The sequence below is a fragment of the Clostridium sp. 1001271st1 H5 genome, from assembly GCF_005845215.1.
GTDB lineage: Bacteria > Bacillota > Clostridia > Lachnospirales > Lachnospiraceae > Enterocloster.
Genome location: NZ_SPHO01000009.1, coordinates 12,958 through 31,885, shown reverse-complemented (window position 1 = coordinate 31,885; position 18,928 = coordinate 12,958). Strand labels below are relative to the sequence as shown.

Here is an 18,928-nt window from a genome sequence, read left to right as displayed (position 1 = left end):
TATGATATTTACATCGGAACAAACGATTACCGGCCGGTAATTATGAGTGATTCATAACAATGAAATGGAGGAACTGACATGAAAAAAAGATTCTTATCAGCAATGCTTTCCGTAGCGATGGCAGCATCCCTTGTGACAGGATGCGCGGGCTCATCATCCGGCACGGCAGATACAAAGGCAGAGGATGTAAAGGCGGATACAAAAGATAATAATGGAACGGAAGCAGGGGAAAAGGATACGCAGGCAGCGTCCGGCGAACCGGTTACCCTGACCGTCATGGACGGATATGCGCCGGAGGACCCCCACGGCCAGTACATATATCAGTATGCAGAGGAATTTATGAAGGAAAATCCGGACATCAAGGTGGAAATCCAGGCCATTGCCTCCGGCGATATCTACACAAAGCTGGCAGCCATGGCAACCTCTCCGGATGACCTTCCCACTATATTTTTTACATCTGCCGACCAGATTCCAACCCTTTACGACCTGGGACTGACAGAGGACCTGAGCAAATGGATGGACAAGGAGGTCGTTGACGGCCTGGCAAACGGCGTTATGGACGCCTGCACCATTGACGGACAGATGACCTATTATCCGGTGGCCGTACAGCCTCAGGCCGTTATCTACCGCATAGACCGTTTTGAGGAAGCAGGGCTTAAGGTGCCCTCCACATGGGACGAGTTTGTGGACTGCGCAAAGGCGCTGACAAAGGATACGGACGGGGACGGACAGGTGGACCAGTGGGGATTCTCCATGGTAGGCTCTAACAATTCCTCAGGACAGAGCCGTTTCATGTCCTATCTCTGGAGCAACGGCTATGAGCTGGCTTACCAGGAGGATGGTTCCGGCGAGTGGAAGACCGACATCACCACAGACCCGGCCTTCGTGGACGTATTCTCAAAGTGGACCGACATGAACAATGTGGAGGGCGTGGTTCCCACCGGTATCACGGAGGTGGATTATCCCACGGCTGCCAACTACTTTGCCATGGGCTATACAAGCATGTTCCTTACCGGTCCCAACGCCCTGGGCGTGGCCTATGCCAATAATCCTGAGTTAAAGGGAAAGCTGGGTTCCTTTAAGCTTCCGGGGGAATATTCAGGCACCATGCTGGGAGCAGAGGGCTATGCCATCACTGCCAAGTCAACGGACGCTGAAAAGGCAGCCGCAGCTAAATACCTGGCATTCTTTACCTCCCATGACCAGGATATGAAGTTCTGGGAATCCAGCGGTAAGATTCCGTCCACCACCGAGGGACAGAAAGTCTCCTATATAACAGGGGATGATTATGCAGGTTTCCTGAAGCAGATTGAGGACGGCTGCCGTCCTACCCTGCCTTTTGCAGGAATCAGCGGCCTTAAGAGCGCTCTGGGCGATGCCTATGCATCTGTATTCAGCAACGAGAAAACAAATGACCAGGCAGTGGAGCAGCTGGTGAAGGACCTTGAACAGCTTCTGGAAGATTACAACTAGAGGCAGCAGAATGCAAAGCCTGGGACAGCGCAGGAAACAGCACCACCGCAAACAGTAACAGAAACAGCAGCATGATACGGGGAAGGGCAGATAACTGCCCTCCCCGTATTCAAAAGAAAGGTTCATGATAGTATGTCTAAGGTAAAAACCAAAGGAACTGCGGGCAAAATTAAATACCAGAATGACGGATACTTATTTGCTTTCCCCATTGTATTTATGCTGGCGGCCCTTATTATATATCCCATGGCCTATGGCTTCTATATCAGCTTTTTTAATACCAACCTGGTGACTAAGTGGAAATTTGTAGGCTTTAAATATTACGCAGAGGCATTTACAGACCCGTCCTTCTATAAATCAGTTCTGCTTACGTTTGAGTTCATGATATTTGTAGTAATCGGGCATTTTGTCCTGGGGTTCATTCTGGCCGCCCTGTTAAACAGGGAGTTCAGGGGAAGAACCGTATTCAGGGTAATCTTTATGCTTCCATGGCTTTTCCCGGAAGCTGTCATCGCCCTTTTGTTTACCTGGATTATGAATCCCATGTACGGCGTCTTAAATGACATTTTAAAGTCCCTGGGAATCATCTCAGCCAATATATCCTGGCTTGGGAGTAAGGAACTGGCGTTTCCGTCTGTGGTATTCACCTGTATATGGAAGGGATTTCCGCTGGTTATGACCATGATACTGGCCGGCCTTCAGAGCATATCCAAGGACCTGTACGAGGCGGCTGTGATTGACGGGGCAAATAAGTGGGACAGCTTCCGGTACATAACCCTGCCCTCCTTAAAGCCCATACTGACAACGGTTATCATACTGGACAGCGTGTGGTGGTTCAAGCAGTATACCCAGGTCTTTACCATGACGGCCGGCGGACCGGGCACAGCCACCAACCTGATAAGCCTGAGTATTTACGGAACCGCGTTCAACGACCTGAGGTTCGGCAAGGGAGCTGCCTGGGGAATCCTGGTGTTCATTATCTGTTATCTCATAAACTCTGTGTATAAGGTGGTGCTGAAGGATGAATAAAATAAAGTCAAAACGCAGAATGGAACAAATTATCTGCTATGTGGTCCTGATTCTGCTGGCCATGCTGGTGCTGGTGCCAGTGCTCTGGATGGTTTCCACGGCATTCAAGACAGAGGCCCAGACCTACTCGCCCAAGCCCCAGTGGATACCGGACCCAATCAGCCTGGAGTCCTTCCGGAAATTTTTCACCACCTACAATTTTGGAAGAATGACCCTGAACAGCCTGATTACATGTATCTTTGCCATGATTATCTGCATCACCTGCGCGTGCCTGGCCGGCTACGGGGTGACCAGATTCCAGTTTAAGGGAAAAAAACAGCTGATGGATTTTCTTCTGGTGACCCAGATGTTTCCCAGCGTTATGCTGGTGGTGCCTTTTTATGCAGTGCTCTCCAAATACCATATGACCAACAAGCTGATTGGACTCATCATTGTGTATGCAGCCACCAATGTTGCCTTTAGCACATGGATGCTGGTTTCCTACTTTAAGACAGTGCCCATTGAGCTGGATGAGGCGGCCCGGGTGGACGGGGCTTCCAGTTTCCGTATTTTCTGGAACATCATTCTGCCCCTGATAGTACCGGGTATTGCAGCGGTTGCCATATTTGTCCTGTTCAGCGGCTGGAATGAGTATATGTATTCCTCGGTCCTGATTTCCAACGACCAGCTTAAGACATTGACCGTGGGCATTATTTCCCTGAATTCCCAGTACCAGATTAAATGGAATGACCTGATGGCCGCCTCCACCGTATCCAGTCTTCCGCTGGTGGTCCTTTTCATCTGTTTCCAGAAGTATTTCATCGCAGGTATGACAGGCGGGGCCGTGAAGAGCTGATACTGTATTGCCGGGGGGCGCACAGTGCAGGCATAGGGATTTTACAAGAAAACAGGAGATTAAGAACATGGATAACATAACGATTCGCGATATAAAAGTATTTGTGACAGCGCCCAGGGGAATTAATCTGGTTATTGTGAAGGTGGAAACATCGGAACCGGAACTCTCCGGATACGGATGCGCCACCTTTACATGGAGGCATAAGGCCGTGGTCACAGCCATAGAGGAGTACCTTTGCCCCATGCTTAAGGGCAGAAGCGTCCATAATATAGAGGATATCTGGCAGACCATGATGGGAAGCTCCTACTGGCGCAACGGCCCGGTCCTTAACAACGCCATATCCGGTGTGGACGAGGCTCTGTGGGACATCAAGGGCAAACTGGCCGGCATGCCTCTTTACAGCCTGCTTGGCGGCAAGGCCAGGGAAGGGGTAACGGTTTACCGCCATGCGGACGGAGGATGCCTGGAAGAGGTAAAAGAGTGCATCAGCCGTTATATCGAGGAAGGGTACCGGCATATCCGCTGTCACATGGGGACCTACGGCGGGAATTTTGACGGCAGGCGCCAGCAGATGGTGAAGCCGGACGGAGCGCCGGAAGGCGCGTATTTCCATCCGAAAATGTATATGGACAGCGTAATCCGTCTGTTTGAACAGGTGAGGAAGGATTTCGGCTGGGAGCTTGAGGTCATGCACGATGTACATGAGAGGCTTTCCCTGGCAGATACCCTTGCCTTTGCAAAGGAGCTGGAACCCTTTAAGCTGTTTTTCCTGGAGGATTCCCTGTCCCCTGACCAGGTGGGGTATTACAGGTATCTGAGAGAGCAGACAGCTGTTCCCTTTGCCATGGGAGAGCTGTTTACCAATCCGGCTGAGTGGAAGACCATCATACAGAACCAGTGGATTGATTTCATTAGGGTGCATCTAAGCGATATCGGAGGCGTGACCCCTGCCGTGAAGCTGGCACACTTCTGCGATGCATACGGGGTGCGGACCGCATGGCATGGTCCCAATGACCTGTCGCCCATCGGGATGTGCGCCCAGATGCATCTGGACCTGAACAGCCACAACTTCGGTATCCAGGAATTTTCCGGCTTTACCCAGGAGGAGAAGGCCGTATTCCCGGGCTGTCCGGATATCAGGAACGGCTATGCATATGTGGATGATACCCCCGGCATCGGTGTTGGCTTTGATGAGAGGGAAGCGGCCAAATATCCGGCAGTGGACATGGACCACAGCTGGCTGTTTGCAAGGCTGCCTGACGGGACGGCTGTCAGGCCGTAGGTGAATGGCAGACATATAATAAGACAACAAAACGCGGTTCTGGCAATAAGCCAGGGCCGTGTCTTTTTTTGTCCGGCGGTTGGGGACGCATAAGCCCCCTCGGGGTTTGTAATCCCAAACTATAAATGCTATGATAGAAAAAATATAATCACAGGGGGAACAGAGCGTGAGACAGTTGTCATTCCGTGCAAAGATTATGATTGTATTTATAACCATCGGCATTCTTCAGGGCAGTATTATGGGATATTTTGCTTACAGCCATGCAAGGGGCCTTATTTTTAACAACAAGAAAAATGAGATGGAAAACATGCTGGAGAAAATCAATATCAGTGTGACGGATAAGGTTTCCTATATGACACAGCTGGGGCAGAGCACAGCCACCAGCCAGATTGTGAGAAACAATATCCACAGCGGCGAGGACTACCTGCAGGTGGGCCGCAGCAAGCGCAGCATAGCTGAGTATTTTTCCTCCCTCGTACTTTCATTTGAACCATTGAGCAATATCATGATTATTGACCGGTCAAATATCCTGTACAGCACCTATGATTATTACAGGCTGCAGGATTTTGACCTGGTGTCCTCCCAATATTATGAGGCAGCCTCAAAGCATGGGGGACAGCCTGTTTGGCTGGGTCTTGAGGACAACCTGCTTTTTCATATGGAGGGTATCACAGGACCTGAAAAGGTCCTTACCATGGTGGAGCCCATTACGGATTTTTACAATCAGGAGGTCATTGCCGTACTCATCATGGATTTGAACCCGGATACATTCCTGGACATCCTGCATACGGAGAACGCCTCATTTCCCCATCAGATGACCTTCATGCTGGACCAGAACCAGAACCTGATTGCAGGTGACGAAAAGACCTTTTCCCAGGCCATTGATGCAGTGGCTGCCATGGAGAACAGCAGGAGAGGGTCCGGGGAGCTGCTGGTGGGACAGGAGCGCATGGCGCTGTCTGCCATTACCAATGAAACAACGGGATGGAAGATATATACCATGGTGCCTTACTCGGATATCTCGGCCCAGGTACAGAGCCTGAACCATTCCATCCTGCTCAGCATCATCCTGTGCAACCTGCTGATTCTGGTCTGCCTTCTGGCAGTGTCCCTGGCCATCACAGCTCCTGTGAAGAAGCTGATTGAGGCCATGGGGGAGGTGCAGCAGGGGAATTTTGATTACCGCATAGAGAATAAACGCTCGGATGAAATGGGCCGTCTCATGGAGACGTTCAATTACATGGTGTTTAAAATAGACATGCTGATAAAGGAGGTCTACCAGGAAAAGCTGGCTCAGAAAAATGCGGAGCTGGAAGCCCTGCAGTCCCAGATTAATCCCCACTTTTTGTATAATACCCTGGATACCATCAATTGGATGCTGCTGGACAAAAAGGAATATGAGATAAGCGGCATCGTGGTGTCATTGGGTGAGATGATGAAATATGCAATCAGCAGGTCCTCCAGAACCGTGGCCCTGAGTGAGGAAATCCGTCACGTATCCAACTATCTCCTGATTCAGAAGGAACGGATGGAAGATAAACTGGAATATGAGATAGATATTCCGGACCAGTACGCATCCATCCAGGTTCCCAGGCTGATTCTGCAGCCCCTGGTGGAAAATGCCATTGTCCACGGAATAGAAACAGGGGGACGCGTAAGGATAAGGGCATATGAACATGATGAGGACGGGGGATGCTGGCTGGAGGTCAGCGATAACGGGTCAGGCATGGATGAGGGGCAGCTGAAACGCCTGAGGGATGGAACCACCCAACCCAGGATGAACCACACAAGCATAGGCGTGGAGAATGTAAATAAGAGAATCAGGCTGTATTATGGGGAGGAATACGGGCTCAGCATCGAGAGCCGGCTGGGAGAGGGAACGGTCATCCGTTTCTGCATACCCGGAAATTGATAGGGAGGGAATGACATGAGAGCAATTGTTGTGGATGATGAACCAAAAATAAGAAACGGACTGTGCGGGCTGGTGGAAGGTCTTGAGGGCTGGGCGGTGGCCGGGAGCTTTGAGGAAGCCGCCGCAGCCATGGAATACCTGAGGAACGGGCAGGCGGATGTAATCATCACAGATATCAAGATGCCCCATATGTCGGGACTGGATTTGATATATCAGATAAGGGAGGCCAATGCCGAGGTAGATGTGGTCATCGTAAGCGGATACACTAATTTTTCTTATGCCCAGCGCGCCATAGAGCTGGGCGTGACCCGGTATCTGACGAAGCCCACCAATCCCGTGGAGCTGATAGAAACGCTCAGGCAGATTGAGAAGAAGCTGAGCCGGTCCCCGGGAATGCGTCCGGAGAGAAATAAGCAGCCCGGAAATCAGCTTATCATGAAGGCGCAGGAATATATTGCCTCAAACTACAGCCGGAAAATCACATTAAAGGATATGGCAGACGAACTGTACATATCCCCCAATTATCTGTGCGAACTGTTTAAACGCCACACGGATAAGAATCTGACGGATTATATTTCGGCGTACCGGATTGACAGGGCCAAGGAACTGCTGATGGATGTCAGATACAGGGTTAACGATGTGGCATATATGGTTGGCTTTTCCGATGCCCAGTATTTCAGCAATCTGTTTAAGAAAAAGGTGGGTATGACTCCCACGGAATACAGGAACAGAAGGTAGATGTGTATAGGAAACATGGGTAAAAACAGGAATATAGTAAAATATTACACAAAATCATAATCTGGCCCGGTTGTTGTATATGGCGGTTTGTATATAATTAAGATATAAAAGTTGAATAAATTATGCATAATTTATGAAAAAGCAATGCCGTGTTTAACAGTAGCAAGATAAACAGAATGACCAGCAATGACTAGGGGGAAATATTATGAAGTTAAAAAAATTAACAGCAATTGGATTGGCTGCAGCCATGGTGTTTTCAGCAGCAGGGTGTTCCTCAAAAAGCCAGCAGGCGGATAACAGCTCTGCCCAGGCTGAAAAGGCGCCGGAGAGCAGCCAGGACAAGGCCCAGGGCGGAGAACCGGTGGAAATCGTATACCTGAATTCCCATGCAGATGTGTGGGAAGGTGATGTGGGCAAGGAAATCATACAGAAATTTGAGGAATCCCATCCCGGAATCAAGGTAAAGACAGAATCCTATCCCTTTGACCAGATGATAGAGATGGTTGAAGTAAAGATGAAATCCAAGTTAAGCGACTTTGACGTGCTGAATGTGGACGCGCCTCTTGTGACCTCTTATTCAGTCAGGGGGTATCTGGAGCCGTTTGAGAATTATATGAGCAGGGATGAGCTGGATAAGGTATTTACCCAGACCGGTCTGAAGGCAGCCACCTATGACGGAAAAGTTATGACAGCGCCTAAACGGGAGTCCGGCATGATTATGGTGTACAATAAGGACATTCTGGATGAAAACAATATACCTTATCCGGCCTATGACACAGACAAGCGCATGACCTGGGAGGAGTGCCTGGATATCTGCAAACAGGTCACCAAGGTGGAAAACGGCACCACTACATGCTGGGGCATCATCGGGGACCAGATAAACCGCGTGTGGAATGTAATGCCACTGGCCAATTCCCTGGGAGCTGCCTGGCTGGATGAGGACGGACTGACAGCTACCGGGTATCTGAACTCAGAAGCCAGTATAAAAGCAATGACTTTTTATCAGGACCTGTTTAATAAATACGGGGTGTCCCCCAAGGGCGTGAACACCAATGAGGCCAGGGAGATGTTTGAGACAGGAAAGGTGGCATTTACATGGGGCGACCCGGTGTGCTACGCCAGGGCCAAGGGAAAGGGAATCAATGTGGGCGTGTGCCCGGTGCCTTATTTTGAAGGCGGTGTGCCGGTGGTAGGATGCGACTCCTGGCATATAGGCATCAATGCCAATTCAAAGCACAAGGAGGAAGCGGCTGAGTTCATCAAATACATTACCGTGGGAGAGGGAAGCGGCATATTCCTGGACAGCCAGAATAATATTGGAGCCAATATGGAGCGGATTGCCCGGATTACAGATGATTCCGCCCCGGACCATGAGGTTTACGCCCTGCTGGCCAGTGACTTGGAAAAATACTCCGTATCAAGGCCCAAAACCCCGGGATACAATGAGTGGTCCGATGTTGTAAATGCTGCCATTGAGGATATCAGAAACGGGGCGGATGTAAAGACCACACTGGATACGTCGGCCGCCAGGATTGACGACATCCTGAAAAAATATACAAAGTAACGAGACGTAATAAAAAGCAGCATCAGACAGCATTGGAAGAACGTATCCGGCCCAAACGGATACGTTCTCCTTAAATAGGAGGAGGTCAGCGCATGGAGCCAGTAAAACTTAAAAAAAGGCCGGGAGCATGGGAACCGTATCTGTTTCTCGCACCGGCAATGCTCCTGCTTTTTATCTTTAAGATATACCCCATCATCATATCCTTTGCAGGAAGCTTTTTTGCGGAATCCTTTCTGCGGGGGGAGAAATATTTTGCGGGTCTGGACAACTACATCTCATTGTTTACAGACCCAACCTTTCATAAGACGCTTAAGGTGACCCTTGTATTCAATCTCATTACAACGCCGCTGCAGATTCTGATTTCCCTGCTGCTGGCATTGTCCGTGCGCATACCGGGCAGGGCCAACAGCGCGTTCCGGTCTGTCTTCATGATGCCCATTGCCATTGCCCTTTCTTCCGGATGTATGATATGGAATATATTGCTGAATCCAAACCAGGGAGTGGTCAACAGCATACTCATGATGTTCGGAATGCCGGCCCAGCCGTTTTTTACCAGCCCGAAGCAGTCCATGATGTCGGTTATCCTTATCTGTATCTGGAAGGGCTGCGGTTACTGGATGCTCTATCTTTTGTCCGGCATTCAGGAGGTGTCCGAATCCCTGATTGAATCAGCCAGAATCGACGGGGCCAACGGCTTCAGGACCGTGTGGGATATCATACTGCCCCTGATACGGCGGTCCATGATGTTTGTATTTGTCTCCAACACGGTGGCAAACCTTCTGATGTTTGTTCCCATGTACATGATTACCCTGGGAGGGCCTGAGATGTCCACCAACCTGATGATGTATGAGGCGTACAAATCAGGGTTTATCTATGCTGATTTCGGCCGTTCCTACGCCATTGTCACGCTGATTCTTCTGGTATCATTTGCAGTGGTCATGGTGGAGATGAAAGTGCTGAAACCAAAGCATTAGGAAGGAGGAAAACAATATGAAAAAACGGACCGTCAGGCATGTGCTGTTTGGCACCGTGCAGTATGGACTGATGCTGTTTTATGCCGTGTTTCTTGTACTGCCTGTATTTTTCTCGTTTATGTCATCCATCAGGCCCAGCGAGGAGATATTTAAGTACGCTTCACCGTTTTCACTGGCAACGTTCATTCCGAGACAGATATCCCTGGAATCCTTTCGGAGTCTGTTCATTGATTATGAGTTTATGAAGCCTCTGATTAATACCGTGGTGGTATGCGCCGTGACCGTTGTCCTGGGGCTGGCCCTCAATGCGCTGGCAGGGTTTGCATTTGCCAAATTCAGGTTCAGGGGGAAGAATATACTGTTCCTCATGGTCATACTTACCATGATGATACCCTTTGAGGCCATTGCCATACCGCTGTATTCCCTGTGCCATCAGCTTAATATGCTGAATACCAAGAGTGCGCTGATACTTCCGGCTGTTGCCAACGGTACGTACATATTTTTGTTTAAAAATGCATTTGAAGAAATACCGGACAGCCTGGCTGAGTCGGCCAGGATAGACGGAGCCAGCTGGCTGGCTGTGTTTACGAGAATATATATACCGCTGACCAAGCCCATTATGGTAAGCGCGGGACTGCTTATTTTCTTCTATCAATGGCAGTCCTTTGTATGGCCCCTGATTGCGGCCAATGCTCCGGAGGTGCGTGTGGTGCAGGTGGCCCTGTCCGTATTCCAGCAGGAGAACGGAACGCTGTGGGGGGAAATATTTGCTGCTTCCGTGGTCACCACAGTGCTGCCGCTGATGTTTTTCTTTCCGCTGCAGAAATACTATAAAATGGGAATCAGCACATCGGGCATGAAGGAATAAAGGGAATACCGTGTTGCGGCTGTAAGAAGCTGATGCCGGGGTAAATGGGAAATAGGATAAAAGGAAAACAGGATAGAATGAGAACAGAGCAGAAGGAGAATCGGATGGATAAGATTAAGATAATCATTGATACGGATATAGGGGATGACGCGGATGACGCGCTGGCCATCTGTCTTGCGCTCAAGTCAGAGGAGCTGGAGGTTTTGGGAATCACCACCGTATTCAGAAACACGGCAGCCAGGGCGCAGATTGCGGTAAGGCTTCTGCAGTTAATGGGCAGGACCGACATACCGGTATATGCGGGAATAGGCCGTCCGCTGGTGGCAGAGGCTGATGTGGAGGCGGTACCCATACAGCTTTTGGAGGGCATGGAGAAACTGGAGTACCGGAAGGACATGGATGGGGTGGAATATCTGCGCAGAAGCCTGGCTGAATCAGAGGGAGATATAACCCTGGTCACCATAGGCCCCCTGACCAATATCGGGGTCCTGCTCTGCAGCCATCCGGAAATCAAAGGAAAAATCAAGGAAATCGTAATGATGGGCGGGGCATATTACATGCACTACAATGAGTGGAACATTCTGTGCGACCCGGAAGCAGCCCATATTGTCTATTCCTCCGGCGTTCCCATCCGGGCCATTGGGCTGGATGTGACCACCAGGTGCCAGGTAAATGACGAATTGGTATCCCTGATGCGAAACAGCAATAAGCCGGAGGTGGAACTGCTGGCAGACCTGCTGATGTGCTATTATGAGAACCGGGGACGCCATACCTTCCTGCATGACCCTATGGCAATGTTCGCTGTGTATGATAAGGACCTTATTACCTATCAGGGGGAAGACATCCATGTGGAGCTGCATGGGCAGCATACCAGAGGCACTACCTTTAACACCTGGAAGATTGGCGTGGGAAACATAAGGCAGAATGTGATGTGCGCAAAGGACATTAAAGCAGAGGAGTTTGTCAGCAGATTTAAGGAAATCATAATGCGTTAGAAGGTGTGCGGCGCCGGGGAGTCCTTGACAAGTGCGGATACCTGCAATAATATAATCTTATGGGCCGGTGTTTTTCATGGACGTTTATCAAAACAGGCGGAGATTGAAACAAAGTACCCGGCCGATTGCTCAAGGAGGAAACAAGATATGTTAAGTGCAGGAACAAAGGCGCCGGATTTTACATTAAAAGATAAGGACGGAAAGGAAGTGAGCTTATCTTCTTTCCGCGGACAGAAGGTGGTTCTGTATTTCTATCCAAAGGATAATACGCCGGGATGCACCAGGGAGGCGTGTGCCTTTGCCGGGGCATACATTGGATTTAAGCAGAGGAATGTGGAGGTCATAGGCGTCAGCAGGGACAGCGAAAAGTCCCATGCCAATTTTGCCTCCAAGCATGAGCTGCCCTTTATCCTCCTGTCTGACCCGGAGCTTACAGTGATTCAGGCATACGACGTGTGGAAGGAGAAAAAGCTCTACGGCAAGGTTTCCATGGGGGTGGTGAGAAGCACCTATGTCATCGATGAGGACGGCGTCATTGAAACGGTGTTTGAAAAGGCAAAGCCGGATACCAATGCCCGGGAGATACTGGATTATCTGGATGGCAGGGCGGAATAGGAGAAGGGCAGGCGTATCATGAACGCCTGCCCTTCCGGATTCTCCGGGTGCGCCGCTTTCCTGCAGCTGAGGTCTGTGTCTGCTTAAACTCCCGTATCACATTCTCGATTTCATTATAATCCCGTTCAAACAGGACTTCGCTTATCTGCCCTGACAGTATATCTCCGGGTATCTTTTCCGCTATTTTATCAATGACAAAGAGCTTGCTCTTTTCCTTATACCTTGGCATGCTGTTCAGTTCCTGGATATGAGCCAGTTCCGGGCGCCACAGGATACTGAGCTTTTTCTTCAGCTTTACCAAGGGATTTGGCCGGGCTTCCCGGAGCAGGTAAAAGTCTGCTTTTCCGGCCACCTGCTCCACTGTGATGATTCCCCACCATTCAGGCACATGTTCCCCGATGTGCAGGGCGTGGGAAGAACCGGCCACCACATAATTTTTGTCGTAAAACTGGTCATAGTCCTTTACCTGGCGTTTCAGCCGGGCATAGGTGTCGGCATCACTTTTGATTTCAATACCAGCTACCAGGTCCGGCAGGACCATAACGATGTCGGCCCTGGATTTCCCCATCTGTTTTTCTTCCAGAATACGCATTTTTCCGTACATTTCCTCCAGAAAATCAAAGAGAGGCTCCCGTATATCCTTATCGTAGAGCATTGCTTCGGCGCTCCTATTCTTTCAAACGTTTCACAGCCACGCTGAATAACAGCATGCCTGCGCAGGGGATGATATTGGAAGCCATTCCAATTTCAATGCCTGCATGTTCAGCCACCATGCCGATAATCCAGGGCATGATGATGGCGCCGCTGCTGGCCGCCGGGAGCATGATTCCCATGCTGGCCGCGCTGGTCATGCGGCCTGCACTGGCCACGGCAGTGGGATTCATGCCTGCCATGGCAAATGCAAAGGCGAACAGCAGGAGAATGGCAGCGGTCTGGGTTCCGGCCATCATCAGGCCCAGGTAGAAGACGATACAGCCAATCCCCATCTTAATCATGGCTGAATAGCTGTTTTTGATGGGAATCACAAATGCTATGAGCAGGCGTGCAATCAGGGTGGCGCCCCACATCACGGTCACGGTGTAGGGGCTGAGGGAACCAGATATGATGCCGTTTCCTTTGAAGTATGTAACCATCCAGCCGGTCACACTGGTTTCCGCCGCGTTCTGGCAGAACAGAAGACCGGTGAGCAGCCAGAATTTCCTGCTTTTGAGGAAACGTTTATCTGAATTCCCGTCCTTTTTCATGGCTGTTGTTTCGGCAGGAGTCACACAAAAGGTCAGCCACAGCAGGAAACCGCAGGCTGCCAGCACCAGCATGGGGACGGCGTTTCCGGCCTTCATGGCGGCTCCGATAAAGAAGGGGCACAGCAGTGCGCCCAGGGCGTAACAGCTGTGCATGATGTTCATACCCTTCGTACGGTCGCCGGAGTTATCCGCCACCAGGATGGTGCAGGTATTGATGGTGCTTCCCTTGGCGACACCCACCAGGAAAAAGCCCAGCATGAGCACCAGTGTCCAGCCGGAAAAACCCATCATAAGATATCCGGCCCCGTAGCCGGCTGTCAGGAGCACCACGGTTTTCTTGGTGCCGATTTTTGCAGGCAGCATACCTGAGGCAAACCCGGCCAGAAGATTGCCTATGCTCATAAGGGACAGCAGTGTCCCTGTCATGCCGTACGCAAAGCCGTATGTCTCCTGCAGAATGCTTACGACCACGCCGCTGCTGATGGCACATATACCGCTTAGGAAAAATGCAAAAAAACCTGCATTTCTCTGAAATATCTGTTCCTTTTCCATGATACTGATGTCCTCCCTGGTGGATTTTGGACGTATAAACACGCCCTGCAGGCAAATACCCGGCGGCAAAATAAAAGAAGCCTTGACAATCCAAAGCTTCTCAAGTAGCGGAAGGGAGACTTGAACTCTCGACACCACGGGTATGAACCGTGTGCTCTAGCCAACTGAGCTATTCCGCCATATTTAGTTTGGTAGATAGTGGGGCCTACAGGGCTCGAACCTGTGACCCTCTGCTTGTAAGGCAGATGCTCTCCCAGCTGAGCTAAGACCCCATATCCTGCCGCCGTTTGTGTCTCACTCGCGACTGCCTGTACAGTATATGATAAATTGTGGTAATTGTCAAGACTTTTTTTACAACTTTTTTTATAGAAATTTTCTTAGTGTTTTATAGGGGATTATGCTATAATTTAAGGCAGAGTAAAATATTAGAAAGGACGACCAGAATCCTTCATGTATAACTTCATTGTAAATCCCAAAGCAGGTTCAGGCAGAGGCTTTAGAATCTGGAAAGCCATGGCCCGTTATATGGACAGCCATAATATTGAATACGAAGTTTTCCTGACAGAAGGCGTCGGGGATGCAAGGTCTGCGGCCAGGCTGCTGACGGACAGCTATGATGAGCCCAGATACATTATTGCCGTGGGCGGGGACGGAACCATGAACGAGGTTCTGGACGGCGTTTCTTTCCATGGGCCTTTAAGTCTGGGCTATATCCCGGCCGGTTCCGGCAACGACCTGGCCAGGAGCCTCCGCATGCCCGGCCGCACCATGAAGTGCCTTAAGAAACAGCTGGCTCCCCGGCATTTCACCATGATTGATTACGGGGTCCTTACCTATGGAAATCAGGAGATATCCCACCGCCGTTTTCTGGTCAGCGCCGGAATCGGTTTTGACGCAGCCGTCTGCCAGGATGCCCTGTCTTCCAGATGCCGTCAGCGTTTAAATCGTTTCGGTATGGGGAAACTTTCTTATATACTCATAGGCATACACCAGTTTTTCAAATGCAAATCCTGCAAAGGATATATTTTATTAGACGGGGTGAAGAAGGTAGAGTTCAACAATATCCTATTTATTTCCTGTCATATACAGCCCTCAGAGGGCGGCGGTTTCCTCTTCGCCCCCAGGGCAGACGGAAGCGATGGAAAATTAAACATCTGCGTCATGAGCCACGGCACCCGGACAAAGCTGATTCCGGTTCTGCTGTCAGCCTTCATAGGAAGAAGGCGGCGGCCCAAAGGCGTCAGGAGCTATGAATGCAGGGAAGTATCCATCCACACAGAAGCAGCGCTGCCCGTCCATGCAGACGGCGAAAGCTGCGGTTTCCAGACCGACATCCAAGCCAGCTGCATAGCCAGAAAAGTAAGAATGATGATATGACGCAGGCAATGAGCCATGCAAAATAAGGCAGAAGGAAATCTTCGTTGTGCTTGCACATAAGAAGATTTCCTTATGGCTTATTTTATAGGGCGAAGCCCGACACCGCGATGCAGCGCAGCGGAATCGCGGTGTGCATGGCGGAATCGCGGTGTGCGCAGCGGAATCGCGGTGTGTATGGCGGACGCCAGCCAAAAAATCAACCCACAACACAAGGAGACACTATGAGAATCGGACAAGGATACGATGTTCACAAATTAGTACAGGGACGCGGCCTAATCCTGGGCGGCGTCAGCATCCCATATGAAAAGGGCCTTTTGGGCCATTCCGATGCGGACGTACTGGTCCATGCGGTCATGGACGCCCTGTTAGGGGCAGCTGCCCTGGGAGATATCGGACAGCATTTCCCGGACACTGACCCGGCATATAAAGGTATTTCCAGCATAGAACTGTTAAAGAAGGTAGGGGAACTTCTGGATGAGAAAGGCTACGTGGTTGAGAACATCGACGCCACCATCATAGCCCAGCGCCCCAAATTGGCGCCATACAGGCCTCAGATGGCAGCCAACATAGCAGACGCCCTCCATCTGGACGTGTCCAGGGTAAGCGTCAAGGCCACCACGGAGGAAGGGCTTGGGTTTACGGGAACCGGCGAAGGAATCTCTTCCCAGGCAATTACCTTATTGACGGAAACAGCAGATTACTGCTATGATAGTAAGATAATGGAAAGCGGCTGCGGCGGCTGTCCTGGCTGCGGCCGGGCGAATGGAGAATAATAAGGGATAACGTTCTGACACAGCTGACCGAGGCATGCTTTGCACATGCTGTAAGAGATTCATTTGAGGAGAATAAGAGTATGAAGATATTTAACACACTGAGCAGAAAAAAAGAGGAATTCGTTCCCCTGACCCCGGGAGAGGTCAAGATGTACGTCTGCGGCCCTACGGTGTATAATTTCATCCATATAGGAAACGCCAGGCCCATGATTGTATTTGATACGGTGCGCAGGTATTTTGAGTATAAGGGATACGATGTGCGCTACGTGTCCAATTTTACGGATGTGGATGACAAAATTATCAAGAAGGCAATTGAGGAAGGCGTGGACGCTGATACCGTATCGCGCCGGTACATTGAGGAGTGCAAAAAGGATATGGCGGCCATGAACGTAAAGCCTGCCACGGTCCATCCGCAGGCAACCCAGGAAATCTGCGGCATGCTGGAGATGATACAGACCCTCATCGACAAAAACCATGCCTATGTGGCCGGAGACGGAACCGTTTACTTCAGGACCGGTTCCTTTAAAGAATACGGAAAGCTGTCCCATAAGAACCTGGATGAGCTCCAGTCCGGTTTCCGTGAAATTAAGGTTACCGGAGAGGAGGGAAAGGAAGACCCCAACGATTTCGTGCTCTGGAAGCCAAAAAAGGAAGGGGAGCCTTTCTGGGAGTCTCCATGGTGCGACGGACGTCCCGGCTGGCATATAGAGTGCTCCGTCATGTCCAAACGCTATCTGGGTGAGCAGATTGATATCCATGCAGGGGGCGAGGATTTGATATTCCCTCACCATGAGAATGAGATTGCCCAGAGTGAGTGCGCCAACGACAAGAACTTTGCCACATACTGGATGCACAATGCATTCCTGAATATTGATAATAAGAAAATGTCCAAATCCCTGGGCAATTTCTTCACGGTAAGGGAAATCAGCGAAAAATACGATTTGCAGGTACTGCGTTTCTTCATGCTCAGCGCCCATTACCGCAGTCCCCTTAACTTCAGCGCCGACCTGATGGAAGCATCCAAGAATGGTCTGGAGCGTATCCTGACCTGCGTGGGGAAACTGAAGGACCTGGAGGCAAAGGCGCCGGACAGCCCTGAGACTGCTGCAGAGCAGGGGAATGCAAAAGAGGCAGATAAGCTGCGCGGCAAATACGAGGAAGCCATGGACGATGACTTCAACACCGCAGACGCTATTTCCGCCATTTTCGAACTGGTGAAGCTGGCCAATACAACGGCAGATGAATCCAGCACCAGGGAATTTGTTTCCTATATGAGGACAATGATAGAAGAGCTGTGCGATGTCCTGGGCATTATCACGGAGAAAAAGGAAGAAGTGCTGGACAGTGAGATTGAAGAGATGATTGCAGCCAGACAGCAGGCCAGAAAAGAGAAGAACTTTGCGCTGGCGGATGAAATCCGCGGAAAGCTTCTGGATATGGGAATTGTATTAGAGGATACCAGAGAGGGCGTCAAGTGGAAGAGAGTGTAACCATTCAGGAATTTCTCACATATTATAGACAGTGCATGAGGCTTGAACCAGTGGATGAGAATTCTTACTCGCCACTGGTTCTGGCCTATATTGGAGATTCGGTGTATGAGGTCATCATACGGACCAAGGTGATAAACCGGGGCAGCATGCAGGTAAATAAAATGCATAAGCAGAGCTCAGAGCTTGTAAAGGCCGGGACGCAGGCAGCGCTCATAAAGGCCATTGAGGACATGCTTACCCAGGAGGAGCACGCTGTGTTTAAGCGGGGACGCAATGCGAAATCAGCCACATCGGCCAAGAATGCATCTGTCATTGATTACCGCATGGCCACAGGGATGGAAGCCCTGGTGGGATGGCTGTTCCTGAGGCAGGAATACAACAGGCTGGTATATCTGATAAGCCAGGGACTTGAAAAACTGGGCAGGATGCCGGACCCGGAAGGAGATAAGACATGAGATACGAAGAACTGACCATAGAGGGGCGCAATGCTGTGCTGGAGGCATTCAGGTCCGGCAAGACCATCGACAAGCTGTTTGTACTGGACGGCTGCCAGGACGGTCCGGTGCGTACCATCCTGAGGGAAGCCAGGAAATATGACACCATTATCAACTACGTGCCAAAGGAAAGGCTGGACCAGATATCTGAGACAGGAAAGCATCAGGGTGTCATTGCCTATGCCGCCGCCTATGAGTACGCTGAGGTGGAAGATATGCTGAAAGCAGCGGAGGAAAAGGGAGAGCCCCCCTTTCTCATACTGCTGGACGGCATAGAGGACCCTCATAACCTGGGAGCCATTATCCGTACAGCCAACCTGGCAGGGGCCCACGGGGTCATTATTCCCAAACGCCGCGCCGTGGGGCTGACCGCCACAGTGGCAAAAACATCGGCAGGGGCATTAAACTATACGCCGGTGGCAAAGGTTACAAATCTGACTGCCACCATGGAAGATTTGAAGAAAAAGGGTATGTGGTTTGTCTGCGCGGACATGGGCGGGGAACTCATGTATAAGATGAACCTGAAAGGTTCCATCGGACTTGTGGTGGGAAATGAAGGGGAAGGAGTCGGTAAGCTTGTGCGCGAGCACTGTGATATGGTTGCTTCCATTCCCATGAAGGGGGATATTGATTCCCTGAATGCATCGGTTGCGGCAGGCGTGCTGGCCTATGAGATTGTAAGGCAGCGCCTGGAGGTATAGTCCTTTTAGAGATAA

General features: G+C 50.4%; 18 protein-coding genes and 2 tRNA genes. 16 read left to right on the top strand and 4 right to left on the bottom strand.

Features of this window, described 5'->3' with window-relative positions:
- Positions 1–78 precede the first annotated feature (78 nt).
- The 11 genes from FGS84_RS14805 to bcp all read left to right on the top strand — a co-directional run bounded on the left by FGS84_RS14805 (position 79) and on the right by bcp (position 12,282).
- Positions 79–1,473: a sugar ABC transporter substrate-binding protein gene (locus tag FGS84_RS14805; RefSeq protein WP_138309319.1), complete on the top strand. Its 1,395-nt coding sequence runs from the start codon at positions 79–81 to the stop codon at positions 1,471–1,473.
- A 132-nt stretch (positions 1,474–1,605) separates the two neighbouring features.
- On the top strand, positions 1,606–2,499 hold the full coding sequence (locus FGS84_RS14800; protein WP_138309318.1) for a sugar ABC transporter permease: 894 nt from the start codon (positions 1,606–1,608) through the stop codon (positions 2,497–2,499).
- Positions 2,492–3,334, top strand: a complete 843-nt coding sequence (locus FGS84_RS14795; protein WP_138309317.1) for a carbohydrate ABC transporter permease — start codon at positions 2,492–2,494, stop codon at positions 3,332–3,334. The genes FGS84_RS14800 and FGS84_RS14795 overlap by 8 nt, the downstream gene beginning before the upstream one ends.
- A 67-nt stretch (positions 3,335–3,401) precedes the next feature.
- Positions 3,402–4,616 (top strand): enolase C-terminal domain-like protein, encoded by a 1,215-nt coding sequence (locus FGS84_RS14790; RefSeq protein ID WP_138309316.1) that lies wholly within the window; start codon positions 3,402–3,404, stop codon positions 4,614–4,616.
- Between the two features lie 166 nt (positions 4,617–4,782).
- Positions 4,783–6,528 carry a sensor histidine kinase gene (locus FGS84_RS14785; RefSeq protein WP_138309315.1) on the top strand — a complete coding sequence of 582 codons (1,746 nt, stop codon included), beginning with the start codon at positions 4,783–4,785 and terminating at the stop codon, positions 6,526–6,528.
- 15 nt (positions 6,529–6,543) lie between these two features.
- A complete protein-coding gene (locus FGS84_RS14780) occupies positions 6,544–7,266 on the top strand; it encodes a response regulator (protein WP_138309314.1) in 723 nt (240 codons plus the stop codon).
- Between the two features lie 205 nt (positions 7,267–7,471).
- Positions 7,472–8,830, top strand: coding sequence for a sugar ABC transporter substrate-binding protein (locus FGS84_RS14775; RefSeq protein ID WP_138309313.1), 1,359 nt, complete (start codon positions 7,472–7,474; stop codon positions 8,828–8,830).
- 92 nt (positions 8,831–8,922) lie between these two features.
- Positions 8,923–9,804 carry a sugar ABC transporter permease gene (locus FGS84_RS14770; protein ID WP_138309312.1) on the top strand — a complete coding sequence of 294 codons (882 nt, stop codon included), beginning with the start codon at positions 8,923–8,925 and terminating at the stop codon, positions 9,802–9,804.
- A 16-nt stretch (positions 9,805–9,820) separates the two neighbouring features.
- The gene (locus FGS84_RS14765) at positions 9,821–10,672 is read left to right on the top strand and encodes a carbohydrate ABC transporter permease (protein WP_138309311.1); all 852 of its coding nucleotides are present in this window, start codon (positions 9,821–9,823) and stop codon (positions 10,670–10,672) included.
- Between the two features lie 77 nt (positions 10,673–10,749).
- Positions 10,750–11,667: a nucleoside hydrolase gene (locus FGS84_RS14760; protein ID WP_240305332.1), complete on the top strand. Its 918-nt coding sequence runs from the start codon at positions 10,750–10,752 to the stop codon at positions 11,665–11,667.
- A gap of 147 nt (positions 11,668–11,814) precedes the next feature.
- Positions 11,815–12,282, top strand: a complete 468-nt coding sequence (gene bcp, locus FGS84_RS14755) for a thioredoxin-dependent thiol peroxidase (protein ID WP_138309309.1) — start codon at positions 11,815–11,817, stop codon at positions 12,280–12,282.
- Positions 12,283–12,298: 16 nt separating this feature from the next.
- Here bcp and FGS84_RS14750 read toward each other — a convergent pair whose 3' ends face one another.
- The 4 genes from FGS84_RS14750 to FGS84_RS14735 all read right to left on the bottom strand — a co-directional run bounded on the left by FGS84_RS14750 (position 12,299) and on the right by FGS84_RS14735 (position 14,350).
- Positions 12,299–12,937, bottom strand: coding sequence for a sce7726 family protein (locus FGS84_RS14750; protein ID WP_138309308.1), 639 nt, complete (start codon positions 12,935–12,937; stop codon positions 12,299–12,301).
- A 13-nt stretch (positions 12,938–12,950) separates the two neighbouring features.
- The gene (locus FGS84_RS14745; RefSeq protein ID WP_138309307.1) at positions 12,951–14,078 is read right to left on the bottom strand and encodes an MFS transporter; all 1,128 of its coding nucleotides are present in this window, start codon (positions 14,076–14,078) and stop codon (positions 12,951–12,953) included.
- Positions 14,079–14,183: 105 nt separating this feature from the next.
- Positions 14,184–14,257, bottom strand: a tRNA-Met gene (locus FGS84_RS14740).
- A 20-nt stretch (positions 14,258–14,277) separates the two neighbouring features.
- Positions 14,278–14,350 (bottom strand) — tRNA-Val (locus FGS84_RS14735).
- A 178-nt stretch (positions 14,351–14,528) separates the two neighbouring features.
- Here FGS84_RS14735 and FGS84_RS14730 point away from each other — a divergent pair.
- From FGS84_RS14730 to rlmB, 5 genes are all read left to right on the top strand, one after another.
- On the top strand, positions 14,529–15,455 hold the full coding sequence (locus tag FGS84_RS14730; protein ID WP_138309306.1) for a diacylglycerol kinase family protein: 927 nt from the start codon (positions 14,529–14,531) through the stop codon (positions 15,453–15,455).
- 221 nt (positions 15,456–15,676) lie between these two features.
- Positions 15,677–16,228, top strand: coding sequence for a 2-C-methyl-D-erythritol 2,4-cyclodiphosphate synthase (gene ispF, locus FGS84_RS14725; protein ID WP_138309305.1), 552 nt, complete (start codon positions 15,677–15,679; stop codon positions 16,226–16,228).
- 80 nt (positions 16,229–16,308) lie between these two features.
- A complete protein-coding gene (cysS, locus tag FGS84_RS14720; protein WP_138309304.1) occupies positions 16,309–17,718 on the top strand; it encodes a cysteine--tRNA ligase in 1,410 nt (469 codons plus the stop codon).
- Positions 17,703–18,173, top strand: a complete 471-nt coding sequence (locus FGS84_RS14715) for a ribonuclease III domain-containing protein (RefSeq protein ID WP_138309303.1) — start codon at positions 17,703–17,705, stop codon at positions 18,171–18,173. The genes cysS and FGS84_RS14715 overlap by 16 nt, the downstream gene beginning before the upstream one ends.
- Positions 18,170–18,913 carry a 23S rRNA (guanosine(2251)-2'-O)-methyltransferase RlmB gene (gene rlmB / locus FGS84_RS14710; RefSeq protein ID WP_138309302.1) on the top strand — a complete coding sequence of 248 codons (744 nt, stop codon included), beginning with the start codon at positions 18,170–18,172 and terminating at the stop codon, positions 18,911–18,913. The genes FGS84_RS14715 and rlmB overlap by 4 nt, the downstream gene beginning before the upstream one ends.
- Positions 18,914–18,928 lie beyond the last annotated feature (15 nt).